Raw genomic sequence first — 15,897 nt, 5'->3', positions numbered from 1 at the left:
CATCTTTACAAGTACACCTCGCTCCCCTTGTCTTTAAACTCTTCTGATTTCTTCTTCATACCTTCTTCCAATGCCTTTTCATCTTCCAGCCCATGCTCTTTGGCATAGTTTCTAACATCCTGAGTGATTTTCATCGAGCAGAAGTTAGGACCACACATAGAACAAAAATGAGCTACTTTGGCATTTTCCGAAGGAAGCGTCTCGTCGTGGTATTCCCTGGCCGTATCAGGGTCTAACGCCAGATTAAACTGATCTTCCCATCTAAACTCGAAACGTGCTTTACTCATGGCATCATCTCTGTGTTGTGCGCCCGGGTGTCCTTTAGCCAGGTCGGCCGCATGTGCTGCGATTTTATAGGTAATAACCCCCTCTTTTACGTCTTCCTTGTTTGGTAGTCCTAAATGTTCTTTTGGAGTAACATAACACAACATTGCACAACCATACCATCCGATCATGGCTGCACCGATACCACTTGTAATGTGATCATACCCCGGTGCAATATCGGTAGTAAGCGGCCCTAATGTATAGAAAGGTGCTTCACCACACTCTCTTAACTGCTTGTCCATATTCTCTTTGATCATATGCATCGGAATATGCCCCGGTCCTTCTATGATGGTTTGTACGTCGTGCTTCCAGGCAATTTTGGTTAATTCTCCCAGCGTTTCCAGCTCTGCAAACTGGGCATAATCATTTGCATCTGCTATACTCCCCGGACGCAATCCGTCTCCAAGCGAGAAAGAAACATCATATGCTTTCATAATTTCACAGATCTCTTCGAAATGTGTATACAGGAAGTTCTCTTTATGATGCGCCAGACACCACTTGGCCATGATGGATCCTCCACGGGACACAATTCCGGTAACACGCTTAGCGGTATGTGGCACATAACGCAACAATACACCTGCATGAATAGTAAAGTAATCGACTCCCTGCTCTGCTTGTTCTATAAGGGTATCCCTGAAAATTTCCCAGGTAAGGTCTTCTGCTTTTCCGTTTACTTTTTCCAATGCCTGATAGATTGGCACAGTTCCAATCGGCACCGGAGAGTTTCTGAGAATCCACTCCCTGGTTTCGTGAATATTCTTCCCTGTGGAAAGATCCATAATCGTATCTGCTCCCCATCTGCATGCCCAAACAGCTTTTTCTACTTCTTCTTCGATCGAGGATGTTACTGCCGAGTTACCTATATTGGCATTGATCTTTACCAGAAAATTACGCCCGATGATCATCGGTTCACTCTCGGGGTGATTAATATTACAAGGAATTACCGCACGACCGCTTGCCACCTCATCACGAACAAATTCAGGAGTAATTACCTCAGGGATACTTGCGCCGAATGAATTCCCCGGATGTTGTTTGGTTATCTCCTTTATCTCCTGTAGTTTTTGGTTTTCCCGGATAGCGATATATTCCATTTCAGGCGTGATGATTCCCTTTTTAGCATAATGCATCTGGGTAACATTCTGTCCTTTTTTAGCTTTCAATGGTTTTCTTAGATGCTGAAAGCGTAATTCGTCTAACTTTTCATTGTTCAGGCGTTCATTACCATAAGCAGATGATAATGCCTCCAGTTGTTCCACGTCGCCACGATCTGTTACCCATTGCTCACGAACAGGCGCTAATCCTTTCTTTACATCAATTTCTGTATTTGGATCGGTATAGGGTCCGGAAGTATCATAAACCAAAACAGGTTCGTTGGGTTCTTTGGTTCCGTTGAATTTATCTACCGTATCACTTAAAGTTATTTCACGCATAGGCACTTTAATCTGCGGATGTAAGCTACCGTTAACGTATACTTTCCTTGAATTAGGAAAAGGCGCTCTGGTTATCGCCTGCTGACCTGGTGTTTTGTCTTTTTTCATGGTTTATTTTTTAAGTTATCACAGAACACAGATGAGAACAAATGGATTTGTAAAATCCCAAAGGTTTCGACTGCGCTCAAGCTGACATTTATATTTCGGATTAAACTTTTAATTTGTTGTTGTTCAACATTCATTAAGACTACCCTCCCTGCGTTGCCTTGATAATTAAGATGTTCTGATTTTCTTCTAATTGGGTGGTTTCCCATTCTGACTTTGGCACTACATTATTGGCAAGGGCAATAGCGATACCATCGGCCGACATGTTTAAATGAGATAATAAAAAAGAAAGCGGGCTTTTTTCAGGAATTCGGACCACCTCATTGTTTACGTTTACTGTCATCATCATTGATTTTTTTTACAATAAACTTTAGGAGGACCGGGCATAGACTGCACCAACACCATACAAAACAATTCTTCTGTAAAAAGAAGCATGTTTGCAAATACGAAGTGTTCCAACTTTTCCCTTCGCCAGTATTAACCGGATCAGGTTCAAAGGGTCATCATCTCAGCCGACTCTGTCAGCACCCCTAAAGTTCTGATGTCAAAGGTATAGAATATTCTTCGGAACTTTAAAAAAACTACCTGTTTTTAAAAAAATCATTGCCTGCTGTTACGTGGAGTATCTTTTTATGCTCTAGTTTAAATTTACTAAAGCAGCTGTTGGCCTGGTGAGATTACCACAGCCGCTCCCTGGTCGGGGCTTCGGAAGACGGTTTGTTTGTTGTTGTATCATTTGTTAACCGGGGCTCCAAAAATAGCAGTCTTTATAAAAGCCTGTGGCGATCTCCTAATGTTTTTACCAACACCACCCAATAGGCTTAAAATCAAATATATAGCCCTCTAAAGCGCATCCAACACCATATTACGAATAATCAAGCCCCTTTTTCGTCTTTGAACTTTTGCTAACTACAGTTCCAATACGAGCCCCCTTTTACCAAATTCTTTGCAACAACATCTTTTGGAATGGAGTCGTTCATATTTTGGTTTATTGCTTTTTCTTCGTTTCGATAAAATTCTCTAATGTTTTCTTTGCCTCTTGATTTTCCGGAAAAAGTTTTAGTATCAGTTTATATATTTTAATAGCTCCCTCGTCATCTTTTTTTGTGTATGCCCAATCAGTTGCAATATAGGCTATAGATTGCGTTATTCTCTTCTTCAGAAGGTTTTTGGCTTCGACATCAATATTTATACTTTCATTTTCCCAACGGGTTTCATAGTGTTCTACAACTGCATCTGCATCATTATACATTATATAATATTGGTATCCCTTTGTGTTTTTAGGAAACAGTTCAGGAATTTTTAATTGATGTTCACCTTTATTAAGTTCTTCAATGAGGTCTAATTCAATATAGTTATCAAAGTTTTGATAATGATATAACCGGATCTTACGTTCTTCCAAGTCATAAATTGTAGTATACTGTGTTATAGTTTGTTGAAACTTATTCATAACAGAACTACAATAATCAAGATTAGCTTTAGATTCTGAAGTTTTAAGATGTTTCAATCCGTTTTGGTAGAAAGGAATATTTACCTCCTCAGGATTCGAATTCTGTGAGGGATAGAAATTAGAAAACGACTTTTCAGCCTCATTTCCTATAATCAGCTCATCGCCCTCAACAATCAAATATTCGCCACTTCTATCTATAAAAACCAACATACTGGATGATAGATAACTTAAATTGACTGTTGATAAGTACTCTTTTATTTCTTTTACATTCGCATATTTATGCATTATAAAAGGAATTAATTCTGTGATGGGGATTTCCTTTTTTCCATCCGTATTCTTAATTTCAAGATATGGCATAGCAAAACCATCATAGACTAATCCTGCCTCATTGATTGCCCCTTGTGGAAAACCATTTTCAAACCCGACATTCATAACCCCATACGGATTGTCACCCTTAGGAACAAACCAAATTTGGGTGTTAGGGCTGAACCAATCTTCATTATTTCCAACTATTGTTTTGCCGTTTTTTGTTATTTTATACATACTACATGCTGAGGCCGAATCAGGATAAAACAAGATTACGGCGATTAGTATCGGTAAATACTTCATTTTATATCTTTTATGTGTAAAATGCTATTATAAGAGATATAAAGCTAAACACCACTTACAGTCTCTTTTCCTTATTAATGCTGCAATGTAAGAAATTATGACATATATGGCATAGGGGCCTAAAAAGAAAAAAGTTCAAGAAATAACATCCCGCATCTGTATCAACAATCATCCGCGGCATTATTAAACCCTTAATTCCTTTTATGATTTCTTTAAGTTAACGGCTTCACAAATTGTGTTTCAGAAACGTTAATCTGCTTGTAACCAGTCAGATTTATTTGTTATTTCACTACACATTAATCAAAAAACGAACGGCTATCACCAACTACTACCCCTTTTTAACCGGTTTTAACAGGTATGGTTTTTTGCTCATCTTCTTTTTGGGAGGCATACAAATGCAAGCACAAGACTCCCTTCTCACCGTTTTTGTCTATAAGAACGGGAAGGCTGTCACCAATTTTGAAATTGCCAACATAAATTTACTTACCGAAGGCTCTTATAAAGACGGGCTAACAAAAATAAAGGCTAAAGCCGGTGACAGGTTATTGTTGGCTTCGGCAAGCTTTGAGGATTACATATACCAGGTAAAGTCAAGTGATATTACAGCCAACAAGATTGAGGTTGATATCAACAATGATATTATAGCCCTTGAGGCAGTTACGGTGCATCAGTCTGCCGAAACCTATCCTTTTATGAATAGTAAAAAGCCCATGACCCCTACCGAACGCAGGTTATACACGTCTACATACCAGAAGAAAAGCGCACAGCAATACCTCCGTGATTTTATCAACAAAGGGCCGGTATTGCAATTAGACCCGCTTATCAATATGATCTCGGGCCGAAGGAAACAATTAAAAAAAGAACTTGCCGTAAACCAGAAAGGAGGGACTGCAAGTTTTTTGGAAAACAATCTTTCCTTGTACATCCTTGACACTCTCGAAGTTCCCGAAAGCCAGTTCGGATTATTCATTTATTATGTAGCCGAAAAGAACCAATACCTCTACAAGAATAAAAACACCAAGCAGGTAAAAACCTTGCTTAGAAGCTACTACCTCGATTTTATCAGATTAAATTCTGAAAATTAGCTACCTGGTCTTTAGCCAGCCGGTAATACTCAAACGTTCGGAGGCAATAACGTGTTTTACCTCATGTTCGATAAGCTGACTTTCAAAAATAACGACCCTCCCCGGCAACGGATACAAGTTCATTTCTTCTTCTTTACCGTCATTATCGAGGTACAGTGTTAATTCACCCCCGTTTTTCAAATCCCAACTCTCGTCATTCAGATAACACACCACCGACAGTACTCTACGATCGTCATTCTGAAATGTGTCCAGATGACGTCTGTAAAAAGTTCCTTCGGGATATACGGCATAGTGAAACTCTTTGTGAAGAATTCCCATAAAGCAAGTTCTGTTCAGGTAATCTGTCAGGCTGTTTATTCTATTGAAGAATAATTGCTCGGCATCATTTTTCTCATTTTCATTGATCCAATGAATAAAATCGCCTCGTATCTGTTTTTCGATAAATTCGTTGGTCCGGTTTCCGACAGCCGATTTCTTAAACCGGTCATCTTCATATTTTTGCAACAATGAATTGCGCAACAGATCAACTTCCTCCGCAGAAAAGAAATTATCCACTACACTATAATGCCGATCCAGTATATCGGCAATAACCTTCTCGAACAGCGGATCTTCAACGAAATCCAACTGCTCAAACAGCTCGCTCACCTTTGTTTCAGTATTTCAAAAAAAGTAGGCAAATATATGGAAGAAGGAAATATGAATTTCATTTTTTAACGATTCCTGGTCTTCATAATCTTTAAATTAAATCCTTTATCCCTTTGCCCCTATCCATAGAACGAAACCCGTATCTTTGCATCGTAAATCAAATAAATATGTCAAAAATCCGCATCACCAAACAATTCGATTTTGAAACAGGTCACGCACTTTACGGCTATGACGGCAAATGCCGTAATGTACACGGACATAGTTACAAACTGGCCGTTACCGTAATTGGCTCGCCCATAACAGACACCAGCCATGTAAAACTGGGTATGGTAATTGACTTCGGAGACCTTAAAAAGATCGTAAAAGAAGACATTGTTGATGTTTTTGATCATGCTACCGTTTTTAATAAAAACACCCCGCATATCGAACTTGCTAAAGAACTGCAAGACCGCGGACATAGTGTTATTCTGGTCGACTATCAGCCGACCAGCGAAAACATGGTAATAGATTTTGCCGAAAAGATCAAAGCAAGATTGCCTGAAAACGTTAAACTACATTCTTTAAAACTTCAGGAAACAGAAACTTCTTTTGCTCAATGGTACGCCAGCGATAACGAATAAGGCTATACCTATAGTAAATCGTCTAACGCAAATTTTGTTTTATATTTACAAGAAGAACATATCAGAATGAACATTCCTGAAGGAAAGAAAATATACTTTGCTTCCGATAATCACCTCGGGGCTCCTACTAAAGAATTAAGTCTCCCCAGAGAAAAGAAGTTTGTGCAATGGCTCGATGAGATCAAACAAGATGCCGCTGCTGTTTTTTTACTGGGCGACCTGTTCGACTTTTGGTTCGAATATAAAACGGTCGTTCCTAAAGGCTTTACCCGTACTTTAGGAAAGCTTGCTGAAATTACCGATTCCGGTATCCCTGTATATTTTTTTGTCGGAAACCACGATCTGTGGGTGGATGGTTATTTTGAAGAGGAACTGAATATCCCTGTGTATCATAAACCTCAGGAATTTACCTTTAACGGTAAAAGTTTCCTTATTGGGCATGGCGACGGATTAGGACCCGGGGACATCGGATATAAACGCATGAAAAAAGTCTTTACCAATCCGGTTGCCAAATGGTTTTTCAGATGGCTGCATCCTGATCTGGGCGTACGACTGGCACAATATCTCTCTGTTAAGAACAAACTGATATCGGGTGATGAGGATGTTACTTTTCTGGGCGAAGACAACGAATGGCTCGTACAGTATTGTAAACGTAAACTAGAGAGCAAACACCGAGACTATTTTGTTTTCGGACACAGACACCTCCCTATGGAGATCGACCTGGGCAACAATGCCAGCTATATAAACCTCGGAGACTGGATTACACATTACACCTATGCAGTTTTTGACGGTAAGCAACTGGAACGTAAAACATATGAAGGCTAAACGGGCCTCAAATAAAGCTTTCTACAAACGTAAAAGATACATTTTTCTTTTTCTCCTTCTTATTGCTTTTATCTCATCGCATTTTTTAATGACCTTCCGTTCGTCGGACAGCGCAACTCATAACTATTTTCAGTCTACCGAGGTCATTATTGATTATTTTCATTCCCAAAGTACAGACAGAAATATTCGGGTGGTTGCTACCGGATTTGATAAGGAACAAACTATCCTCTTTATACATGGAGCCCCGGGTTCGGGAAATGCTTTTTACCGGTACTTAAAAAACGAGGAGCTAAGCGCCATAGCGAATATCATTACCTACGATCGTCCCGGATATGGATATTCCGGTTTTGGCAATGCTGTTACCTCCGTCTCCCGACAGTCTGAGGTGGTCGCCGAGATTATCAAAAACTACCGGTTAACCAATGTTTTACTGGCAGGGCACTCGTATGGAGGAACTATTGCCGCATACGCTCCGGTTTTATCCGATGATATAAAAGCTACGCTTCTTATCGCTCCGGCTTTAGACCCTGATCTGGAACAGTATTACCTGGCAGGCAACTTATCTCAGTGGAAATTAACCCGGTGGCTTATCCCTACCGCATGGAATGTATCGGGCGATGAAAAATATACGCATGCCGATGAACTGAATAAACATATCAATGACTGGCAGAACGTGGCTGTGCCTGTGGTAATGCTTCAGGGCGATAAGGATATGCTGGTGCCGTATGAGAACCTCGCCTTTGCAAAACAACATTTTAACTCTGGTTACTTTACAGGTAAAACGATTGTAGACGAAAACCATTTTACACCCTGGACCAAAGAGAAGCTGGTAATTGATGAGGTTATAAAGCTAATGGATTAGTCATTCTTTCTTTATTATTTCTCTTCAGAGGAGAACCAGAATTAAAAGCTTATACTAAATATGAGGTCGTTTATCCATTCTTAATTCATGTCAGGGCGGATTCCTTAATTATCGCAGGATAAATCATAGTCCATACCTGGTTTTAAAATACCAACGTATCAGGCTATGAGTGGTTGCGTTTTAGGTTTGTATTTTATAGCATGTGAAAAGACTAAAAGTAGGAATAAATCCTTATGTTAACCATCACAAGCGATTACTTATAGTCATCTTTGTTGTGCATTCGTATTATTTTTAATCTTCGTATTGATAAATTAGTTCAATATTTTTAAGTTCTTTTTTAATTCTTTCTATATATTTTACATTATAACTGGTTCCTTCAATATTAATCCACTTTAAGGAAGAAGATTCTTTAGCGATTCTAAATAACGAATCAAAATCAGTGAAATTTGAACTATATTTTAAACTGATACCTTCAAGAAATTTTAAATTTGATAAACTATGTGGCAAAGTCATTATTTCACTTGAATATAGCTCTAAAGCTTTTAATAATCTTAAATTAGATATTGCCTCCGGAAGAACCTTTATTTTGGAATTAGATAAACTTAATACTTCAAGATTTTCAAGATTTTCAATGCTATTTGGTAAAGAACTAAAAAAACTTGTATCGAATGTTATTCTTTTTAGAGATTTTAATTGCGTTATAGATTCAGGAAAATTTAAAGCTTGTCCCAAGCGAAATTCAATCAATTTGTTTAGGTTATTTAATTTTTCAGGAAATTTTAAATCTTTTTTACAGTAAATGTCTAATTCTTCTAGTAAACTTAAATTATTAATTGTACCAGGAATTTCTGTAAGATTCTCACAATGTAAAACTAATCTATTCAGATTCTTTAAATTCCCCAAATTCTCAGGGATATATTCTATTCTATTCGACTTTATTTGTAAGGTCTTAAGGTTTGTTAAGTTAAAAATACAAGTGTTTAAGTTTTTAATTGAATCAGAGAAAATGTAAAGGTGTTCTAACTTAGTTAATTTTTCAATTTCATGAGGGAATTTAAAATTTCGATTGGTATAAATTGATAATCGTTTAAGATTTGTTAAAAGTTGGATTCTCTTATCTATTATATCTTTTGAAGTTATGCTTAATGATATAACTTTTTCTGAGTTATTGATTGCAGTCTCATAGTCATTAAATTTTTGTCCATACATATGGACCGAAATAAAGAATAATAATATGATTTTTTTCATTTTTTTATATGACTGCCAACGTTTGTATAAACACACTATACACTCATATGTCTTTATATCTAACAGATACAATCTTTTTGTATATACTAGTTCATAAAACTTATCTTATCATCTGGTTATAACTCGTACAACCGTAAAAAATAAACACCCTCCTAAAATAGTTCAAACGGTACAAATAAACAATACGGTCATCCGTAAAGGGTCTTAAAACTATTCAACATTTACTGCTTATAAACACGACGAACTCCCGTAGTTGCGCGGGAAAAGAAGAATCTGAAGTATTTAAGATACAGGCATGCTTGAAGGAAATACCTCGGGACTATGATCATTTCCTGTAGCATATCTTGTTTTCTTAACGAAGCATGGTATAGCACGGCTTGCCCGACAAGAAACACCTTACAGGCCATCTTATTGATGTTGGAAACTTTGTTTGGGGAGATTGCCATCCTTCGACTAACGCTCAGTACAGGCTGTCTCTCCCTCTCAAAAGCGGAAAGAAACAGCTTCGCAAATGAAACCTGGTATGGGTACCCGTTGAAGGACGAAGTCGGACAGGTATTGAGTACCTTTTTAAACGAAACGCTTATTTTCTTTTCTTTCTGTATATCCTGATACCGATGAGGAGTCCGATAGCCAAAAGAATAAACGGCCATACATTTGTTAAGGCAACAAAGAACCAAATTAAATTTTCCCAACCGCTTTTAAATCCACTCTTAAATTTTTGTCCGAAAGCGATTTTGTCGGGTATGGTCTCATAAAAAGTGATGGTCAGGGTCGCGAATGACACCTTGTTTTCTAAATATTTTAACCGGCCTTCTATAGATTCTATATCGGATCTGAGCTGACCTGTTTGTCTTTCTATTTCTAATATTTCGGTTACATTCTTCGCTTGTTTTATAAGCTCCAGGTACCTGCCCTCCAATTCTTTTTTGGTTTTAAGCCTGGCCTGTACATCGAGAAACTCTTCTGTTACATCTCGTACATTAATTTCCTTACTGTCAAATTTATCTACTCCGTGGGTTGCATCCTTCAGCAAATCATCAAAATTGGTTGCAGGCACGCGTATAACTACGGTATTACTCCTGCGTCCGGAGTATTTAAATTCCTGGTCTGATGAAACATAGGCTTCGTAGGTTTCGACCGCCTTAAATATTGATTTCCGTGCCGAGCTTATATCACCGGTTTCAAATTCGACCCTCCCTTCTTTAATTAATTTCCGCTCTACCGCTACCGCTGCTCTTTGTTCACTCGGCGAAGCCATCACTTCATCGGCTGCCATTTCTATATTGGCACCTTCCTGATTTTGCGAACAACTTGTTATGATACACAATAAAAGGAGTGCAAAGTATTTTGTGCCGTATCTCACAGCTGTATTTTTATTTAAGGAAGTATTCATCTACTTAAGTATTAATTTGTTTTCACTTACCTAAAGTACTGAAATTACTGTAAAAACAAACAGTTGTTTTTTGTTTATGCCTTTTGTTTATTACGTAATACCTTTTGGTCTTTAACGAATATTACCCAAATGGATACAGCTTATCTGTATACAAATAGAATGCCGAATGCACCCTTTCGAAAAGATTTTCAGGAACAAATACAATCGCAAGCACATCTGTTCCTGATACAGCGGGACTCATTTATTTTACTGGCATTATATTTTTCGCAGGGCCCGGCCTTTAAACTGAATACCATCCCAGCCATACTTTATAAAGTTTCTGATGTTCTGATGATCGTCTCCCTCCGGGTTTGGTAAAACATCTTCGGTATAAAATTTACCAAAACATGCCAGCGTATCTTCTTTTGAAAGGTTTTGTAATTGTGCAAAAGCGAATATCTTACACGACCCGTTATTCTGATTGGCTTCATTGGTTACTTCTCCGTTCTTAAACTCGGTCGGGGTAAAGGAATAATGCTTTTCAATAATTTCGATAGTATCGACAAAAGCAATGGATGTCGGATTACTAGAAAGTTTTTCTTTAAATTCTTTAAGCTCCATGTTCTTACCTGTTAAATCTTGCTATTATTCTGTCTTTATTTGAACAACTACAAATTTATGAAGCTCAGACCAACTATTTAAACAAAATCACAGTGTTTTATCTTCGACCATACGTTTTCCGGCACTTCTTTTTCATGCATCCTGAAACTGTACCCCTTCCTTCTCCGTTCAATGCCCTAGAACTTTGGGGTTTCCTGAACGGAGTCTTACTACGGCAATGGTTTTGCCCGGTCGCTGCAACCTATAACGCTGGCGGATAACCCCCGGTATATCAGCATTCTACTTATCAGACCATATTGCCAGTTCGTTACCGGAAGGATCGGAAAAATGGAACCTCCTTCCTCCGGGAAATGAAAATATCTCTTTGGTTATCTTCCCTCCATTGGCCTTCACTTTATCTTTTATGCCTTCCAGGTCTTCATGGTATAAAACCACCAGAGCCCCGTTTATGATCGTTGCTTCTGTTCTTTCGAATCCTCCTTCGAGTCCGCTATCTGAAAATGCAATATACGTGGAGCCGTAATCGGTAAAGCTCCATCCAAAAGACGCCTTGTAGAACTTTTTAATAGCCTCCAGGTCATGCGCTTTAAATTCTATATAATTGATATGGCTGTTTACAAAACTCATGGCTGATCGTTTTTTTTTATGTTGTTAATAACTGAAATAAGATCGTTTTTATAACTTATATCCCTAAAGTGGGCAGGTGTTTTACCTTATGGTACATCAAAGCGGCTTTTATACAATGCTTAAGTTCTTCTACCGGGATCTCGTCTTCGAGTCCGAATACGATGGCTCTGTTTCCTTCGAATACGAATGTATTTTTAAATATCATTCTAAAGGTTTCTACCAGTCTGCTTGAGCACTGAAAATACATGGCATAACGGTCGGGTGTTTTTTCTTTCCAGTCCATTCGCAAGGTGCTGCCGTATTTGGTTACAAAACCGGGTTCTCCCCATTTTAGTGTTTCTTCCAAAACGGTTACGGCTTCGGTTTCTTCTGCTGTTTCTCTTACCAACTCCCTCATAAACTGCATTTTCCCCTTAACAAAGTCGGGGTAATCTGCAAAGACTGCTTCCGTATTAGGATCTGTTTTCAATTTCAATTTCCTCATGCTATCCGAATTTGATACTTGTTCTCTTTTATAGTATGCAGCTATTTTATATTTCTGATCATTTTTAATATCCTGCCATACATTATTTCTGATAAACTCCAGTTATAGCCTTCAAAGTCTACGGTGTTTGTGAATTGAATGACTACAGCATCGATGTCTTTATGGTATTTAGCAATCGTCTGATAACCCGGGATCAGTCCCGTATGTCCATACTCATACACAGAAGCATAGATCTCCTGTTCTTTTTTATTCTTAAATACTGAACCGTCATTTAGTGCTCTGACAAATTTGCCTAAGTCTTCTGCGGTAGCCAACATGGCTCCGTTATCGTTTGTCTTTAAATCGTTTTCATAGCCAACGTAGTAACCATTCATAACGTCATCCGGATCGACCTCGTGAACAGAACAATACGTATTTTTAAGATTCAACGGATCTAAGATCTCTTTCTTAATGTATTGAGCCCTGCCTGCTTTCGTAACTCTTTCTATGAGTTCTGAGAGCACTAAGTAATTTGTATTGCTATACGCATAGTCAGAACCAGGTTCGAAGTTAGCGGGTAAATCAAGTACCAGGGCCAACCTTTCTTTATTACTTTCTTTTGGGGATACCCAATAATTTTCAACATCTGTATAATTGGGAATCCCGCTGCGATGTCGAATCATCATCCTTACAGTTATTTTATCGGCGTTTTCTATTCTGTCTGCCAGTTCAGGAAAATAATCAGCTAGTGTTTTGTCTAGAAACAAATGTCCGTCGCTTACCAGTCTGACAATAGCCACTGCCGTATATAATTTTCCGACACTGGCTATCTTAAATAATGAATGTGGATCGGCAGGAGTCTTACTTTCCCTGTTTTTATATCCTGCCGTATAAAATGCCGATTGGTCTCCTTTTTTATCTATATATACAATAATTCCGTCGAACCCATAATCGGTTGCTTTATTCACCTGCTCTTGAACTGTTTCCGGCAATGGCATTATCCACGCTTTTACAATTGTCCAGGGGACAAAGTATAAAGAGATGATCGTTCCGGTTAGGAGTAAAACCCTTATCAGCTGTTTTAATCTTGTTGTATTCATCATTTTCAGCACGAAGTTTCAAATTAACTACAACGGCCTGGTACTGACTTTAAATTTATAAAATAACTTTTGTCAAAGAGTCTGCATACTGTTCTTTATATACGTAATTGTTCTATTGCCCTTGTTTCACCAGGTAATTTGCAGGGGTTTTTCCAAGGTGTTTTTTAAAAACAGCTATAAATGAGCTCACATTTTCATATCCTAATTCAAATGCTATTTCCTTTACGCTTTTATTTTCTCCTAATAACCTGATCGCTTCCATTAATTTCAGGCGCATTTTCCAGTCTCCAAAACTCATCCCCAGTTCTTTATGAAATAACCTTGAAAGCGTTCTCGGACTTATAAATGCCATCCCGGCATAATGATCGATGGTATGTTTGTCCGATACATCATTCGTCAGGGCATCTAATACTATCCTTATTCTTTTATCGCGGCTTGTCGGAAGAAAAGTTGTACCTGGTCTCAAAGCAGAAAGTTCATCCAGAAACACCTCAACAACCCTTTCTTGTTGCCGGTCAAGCTTATCAGGATTGGAAAAAGAGATTATTTTTTCTAAAAGGCTGCTTAAAAAGCTTGTCGTTTCAAAAGCAAAACTATCCCTTGGCAGGCCACTCAGTTTTGATTCATCGATAAATGCCGTTATTACTTTTACATTATTTGGAAAATAAACCTGGTGTTCTTCATTACCGGGGATCCAAACACCCTGGAGCGAGTTAACCATCCAAATATTATTCGTAGTAACCACCTCCATAACACCTGAATCACACGATATGATTTGAGCCCTCGGATGCGCATGTGCATGGGCACATTTCGCATTCTGAACATCCTCCGAATATGTTGTGACAGGACGTAATTCGTTTACTTCAAAACCATAGTCTATTTTAATATTTGTCTTATAATCAATATTCATTGTCTAAATATAGTAATTAAGACTTTGTACGATGTGCCGAATTTTACAGAAATTAAAAACAGCAGATCATGGACACTAAAAATCACAACAAAAACATTGTAGAACAATTTTCAAAACAGGCCGGTGGTTACACTTCGATAACCTCACATAGTGATTCTTTGGATAAACTGATTTCAATATCCTCGGCATCTGAGGGAGACAATGTTTTAGATGTTGCCTGCGGTTCTGGTATTGTATCTTGTGAGTTTGCCAAGCACACCAGGCATGTAACCGGAATTGATATCACCCGGGGAATGCTTGATGAGGCTAAAAAACTACAGGCTGAACAGCAGCTTGATAACATCACCTGGCAGATCGGGACTGTTGAAAACCTGCCTTATAAAGACCATGCTTTTTCAATTGTAATTTCGAGGTTCGGCTTTCACCATTTTTTAAACCCTCTTAAAGTTTTGTCCGAAATGAGAAGGGTATGTAAACCCGGGGGAATCGTTATGGTTGTCGATGTTTCTTTACCGGATTCTAAAATTAAAAAATACAATGAGATGGAAAAAAACAGGGACCATTCTCATGTCGCAGCCCTTTCATCAACTGAATTTTCCGAGCTTTTCGAAAAAACAGGCTTCAGGAATTTGAACACCGATTTTTATTCCATGAAAATTGAACTCAACGAACAACTTAAAGCTTCGTTCCCAAGAGATCCTGATGCTCTTAAAAATATGATTATTGCTGATGTTGGAGTAAATGAATTAGGAATCGGTGTTACGAAAGTCAACGACGCGTTTTTTTTACATTATCCAATTCAAATTTTTTCAGCAAAAAAAGAACCAACCTCAAAAGTTATGGGAAAGAAAATAACAGGTTCCATACATGAAGAGCAATAGCATTTTTGATCGCTGTCCCGGGCTCCCCCATTAAAAGGTCGTTATTGGCAAGTTCATATGCAGCGAAACAGCAGATCACAGGAAAAACCATGATAGGCTATACCGTTTGCCAGGAGGATACAGGGAGAAAACAGGGAGTCTCTATAGAGGGGAACGGAGTTTCTACGGACTTTTAACAGAGTTTTTGAGGTTCATTGGAGATATTATTACAGCCATTCAGGTCTATTCTATCCGTTTTAAAAATTCATTCGAAACTTCTAAAAATTCCTGATAACACCAACTGTTCGGACAGTCCTCATTTTGTTTAGTATGCTCGGCTATTCTTATTTTTATCAGTCCGTTTCCGAGATCGTTACCACCAAATGTCTCACCTGTTTTAAAAGTTCGTTCGGTTACCCCGACCACACCACCAACGGTAATGGTTGTGGTATATTCTTTTATAAATTCATAATTAGTCTGTACAAGCTTACTACCGGGGCTACACGATACTATCGCAAATGTCAGGGTCAAAAAATAAATCAGTTTTTTCATAATGCTTTTACTCGATAATCGAGATTTAAATGCTCCGACGCTTGCCCTTGTGAAATGTTCCTAAAGAAATTTCACAGGGCTTGCGTCGAAATGTTTTGCCATGCGCCAGCTGGATCCATTGCTAAAAAGGGCTACCAGACCTTTTCTTTACGCTTGGCCCTCTCGTGGGCTTTTTACTCTTAGATA

At 38.3% G+C, this 15,897-nt stretch carries 18 protein-coding genes and 1 riboswitch; of the genes, 6 read left to right on the top strand and 12 right to left on the bottom strand.

The genetic code is table 11. The annotated features are described in order from the left end of the window. Positions 1–5: 5 nt before the first annotated feature. The 3 genes from thiC to MQE36_RS17060 all read right to left on the bottom strand — a co-directional run bounded on the left by thiC (position 6) and on the right by MQE36_RS17060 (position 3,359). Positions 6–1,862, bottom strand: coding sequence for a phosphomethylpyrimidine synthase ThiC (thiC, locus tag MQE36_RS06110; RefSeq protein WP_242938289.1), 1,857 nt, complete (start codon positions 1,860–1,862; stop codon positions 6–8). 139 nt (positions 1,863–2,001) lie between these two features. After that, positions 2,002–2,208, bottom strand: a complete 207-nt coding sequence (thiS, locus tag MQE36_RS06105; RefSeq protein WP_242938288.1) for a sulfur carrier protein ThiS — start codon at positions 2,206–2,208, stop codon at positions 2,002–2,004. Positions 2,209–2,305: 97 nt separating this feature from the next. After that, a riboswitch (TPP riboswitch) is annotated at positions 2,306–2,401 on the bottom strand. Between the two features lie 904 nt (positions 2,402–3,305). Then, the gene (locus tag MQE36_RS17060) at positions 3,306–3,359 is read right to left on the bottom strand and encodes a hypothetical protein (RefSeq protein ID WP_423242483.1); all 54 of its coding nucleotides are present in this window, start codon (positions 3,357–3,359) and stop codon (positions 3,306–3,308) included. A gap of 954 nt (positions 3,360–4,313) precedes the next feature. Between MQE36_RS17060 and MQE36_RS06095 the strand changes: the two genes are divergently transcribed. Continuing rightward, complete coding sequence (locus tag MQE36_RS06095; protein WP_242938286.1) at positions 4,314–5,003, top strand: hypothetical protein; 690 nt, start codon at positions 4,314–4,316, stop codon at positions 5,001–5,003. Here MQE36_RS06095 and MQE36_RS06090 read toward each other — a convergent pair whose 3' ends face one another. Next, the gene (locus MQE36_RS06090; RefSeq protein WP_242938285.1) at positions 5,004–5,648 is read right to left on the bottom strand and encodes a 2OG-Fe(II) oxygenase; all 645 of its coding nucleotides are present in this window, start codon (positions 5,646–5,648) and stop codon (positions 5,004–5,006) included. 167 nt (positions 5,649–5,815) lie between these two features. Here MQE36_RS06090 and MQE36_RS06085 point away from each other — a divergent pair, with 167 nt between their 5' ends. The 3 genes from MQE36_RS06085 (at position 5,816) to MQE36_RS06075 (ending at position 7,955) form a co-directional block, all read left to right on the top strand. Continuing rightward, the gene (locus MQE36_RS06085) at positions 5,816–6,268 is read left to right on the top strand and encodes a 6-pyruvoyl trahydropterin synthase family protein (RefSeq protein WP_242938284.1); all 453 of its coding nucleotides are present in this window, start codon (positions 5,816–5,818) and stop codon (positions 6,266–6,268) included. 66 nt (positions 6,269–6,334) lie between these two features. Further along, on the top strand, positions 6,335–7,093 hold the full coding sequence (locus tag MQE36_RS06080) for a UDP-2,3-diacylglucosamine diphosphatase (protein ID WP_242938283.1): 759 nt from the start codon (positions 6,335–6,337) through the stop codon (positions 7,091–7,093). 88 nt (positions 7,094–7,181) lie between these two features. Next, complete coding sequence (locus MQE36_RS06075) at positions 7,182–7,955, top strand: alpha/beta fold hydrolase (RefSeq protein WP_242938282.1); 774 nt, start codon at positions 7,182–7,184, stop codon at positions 7,953–7,955. A gap of 291 nt (positions 7,956–8,246) precedes the next feature. Here the strand turns inward: MQE36_RS06075 and MQE36_RS06070 are convergent, their stop codons facing one another. The 7 genes from MQE36_RS06070 to MQE36_RS06040 form a co-directional block, all read right to left on the bottom strand. Continuing rightward, on the bottom strand, positions 8,247–9,203 hold the full coding sequence (locus MQE36_RS06070) for a leucine-rich repeat domain-containing protein (RefSeq protein WP_242938281.1): 957 nt from the start codon (positions 9,201–9,203) through the stop codon (positions 8,247–8,249). 583 nt (positions 9,204–9,786) lie between these two features. Next, positions 9,787–10,599, bottom strand: a complete 813-nt coding sequence (locus MQE36_RS06065) for a DUF4349 domain-containing protein (RefSeq protein WP_242938280.1) — start codon at positions 10,597–10,599, stop codon at positions 9,787–9,789. 255 nt (positions 10,600–10,854) lie between these two features. After that, a complete protein-coding gene (locus MQE36_RS06060) occupies positions 10,855–11,199 on the bottom strand; it encodes a HopJ type III effector protein (RefSeq protein ID WP_242938279.1) in 345 nt (114 codons plus the stop codon). A gap of 279 nt (positions 11,200–11,478) precedes the next feature. Beyond that, positions 11,479–11,826 (bottom strand): VOC family protein, encoded by a 348-nt coding sequence (locus MQE36_RS06055; RefSeq protein ID WP_242938278.1) that lies wholly within the window; start codon positions 11,824–11,826, stop codon positions 11,479–11,481. Positions 11,827–11,881: 55 nt separating this feature from the next. Continuing rightward, positions 11,882–12,310: a DUF1801 domain-containing protein gene (locus MQE36_RS06050; protein WP_242938277.1), complete on the bottom strand. Its 429-nt coding sequence runs from the start codon at positions 12,308–12,310 to the stop codon at positions 11,882–11,884. Between the two features lie 41 nt (positions 12,311–12,351). After that, positions 12,352–13,389, bottom strand: coding sequence for a serine hydrolase domain-containing protein (locus MQE36_RS06045; RefSeq protein WP_242938818.1), 1,038 nt, complete (start codon positions 13,387–13,389; stop codon positions 12,352–12,354). A gap of 112 nt (positions 13,390–13,501) precedes the next feature. Next, the gene (locus tag MQE36_RS06040; protein ID WP_242938276.1) at positions 13,502–14,299 is read right to left on the bottom strand and encodes an AraC family transcriptional regulator; all 798 of its coding nucleotides are present in this window, start codon (positions 14,297–14,299) and stop codon (positions 13,502–13,504) included. A 68-nt stretch (positions 14,300–14,367) separates the two neighbouring features. Between MQE36_RS06040 and MQE36_RS06035 the strand changes: the two genes are divergently transcribed. Then, positions 14,368–15,180, top strand: a complete 813-nt coding sequence (locus tag MQE36_RS06035) for a class I SAM-dependent methyltransferase (protein ID WP_242938275.1) — start codon at positions 14,368–14,370, stop codon at positions 15,178–15,180. A 44-nt stretch (positions 15,181–15,224) separates the two neighbouring features. After that, entirely contained in the window at positions 15,225–15,356 is a 132-nt protein-coding gene (locus MQE36_RS16965) for a hypothetical protein (RefSeq protein ID WP_278286625.1), read from the top strand. Positions 15,357–15,402: 46 nt separating this feature from the next. Here the strand turns inward: MQE36_RS16965 and MQE36_RS06030 are convergent, their stop codons facing one another. Beyond that, positions 15,403–15,711, bottom strand: a complete 309-nt coding sequence (locus MQE36_RS06030; RefSeq protein WP_242938274.1) for a hypothetical protein — start codon at positions 15,709–15,711, stop codon at positions 15,403–15,405. Positions 15,712–15,897 lie beyond the last annotated feature (186 nt).

The sequence above is a fragment of the Zhouia spongiae genome, assembly GCF_022760175.1.
Lineage (GTDB): Bacteria > Bacteroidota > Bacteroidia > Flavobacteriales > Flavobacteriaceae > Zhouia > Zhouia spongiae.
The sequence above is the reverse complement of the archived record's forward strand: the minus strand, read 5'-3'. Positions and strand labels throughout refer to the sequence as shown.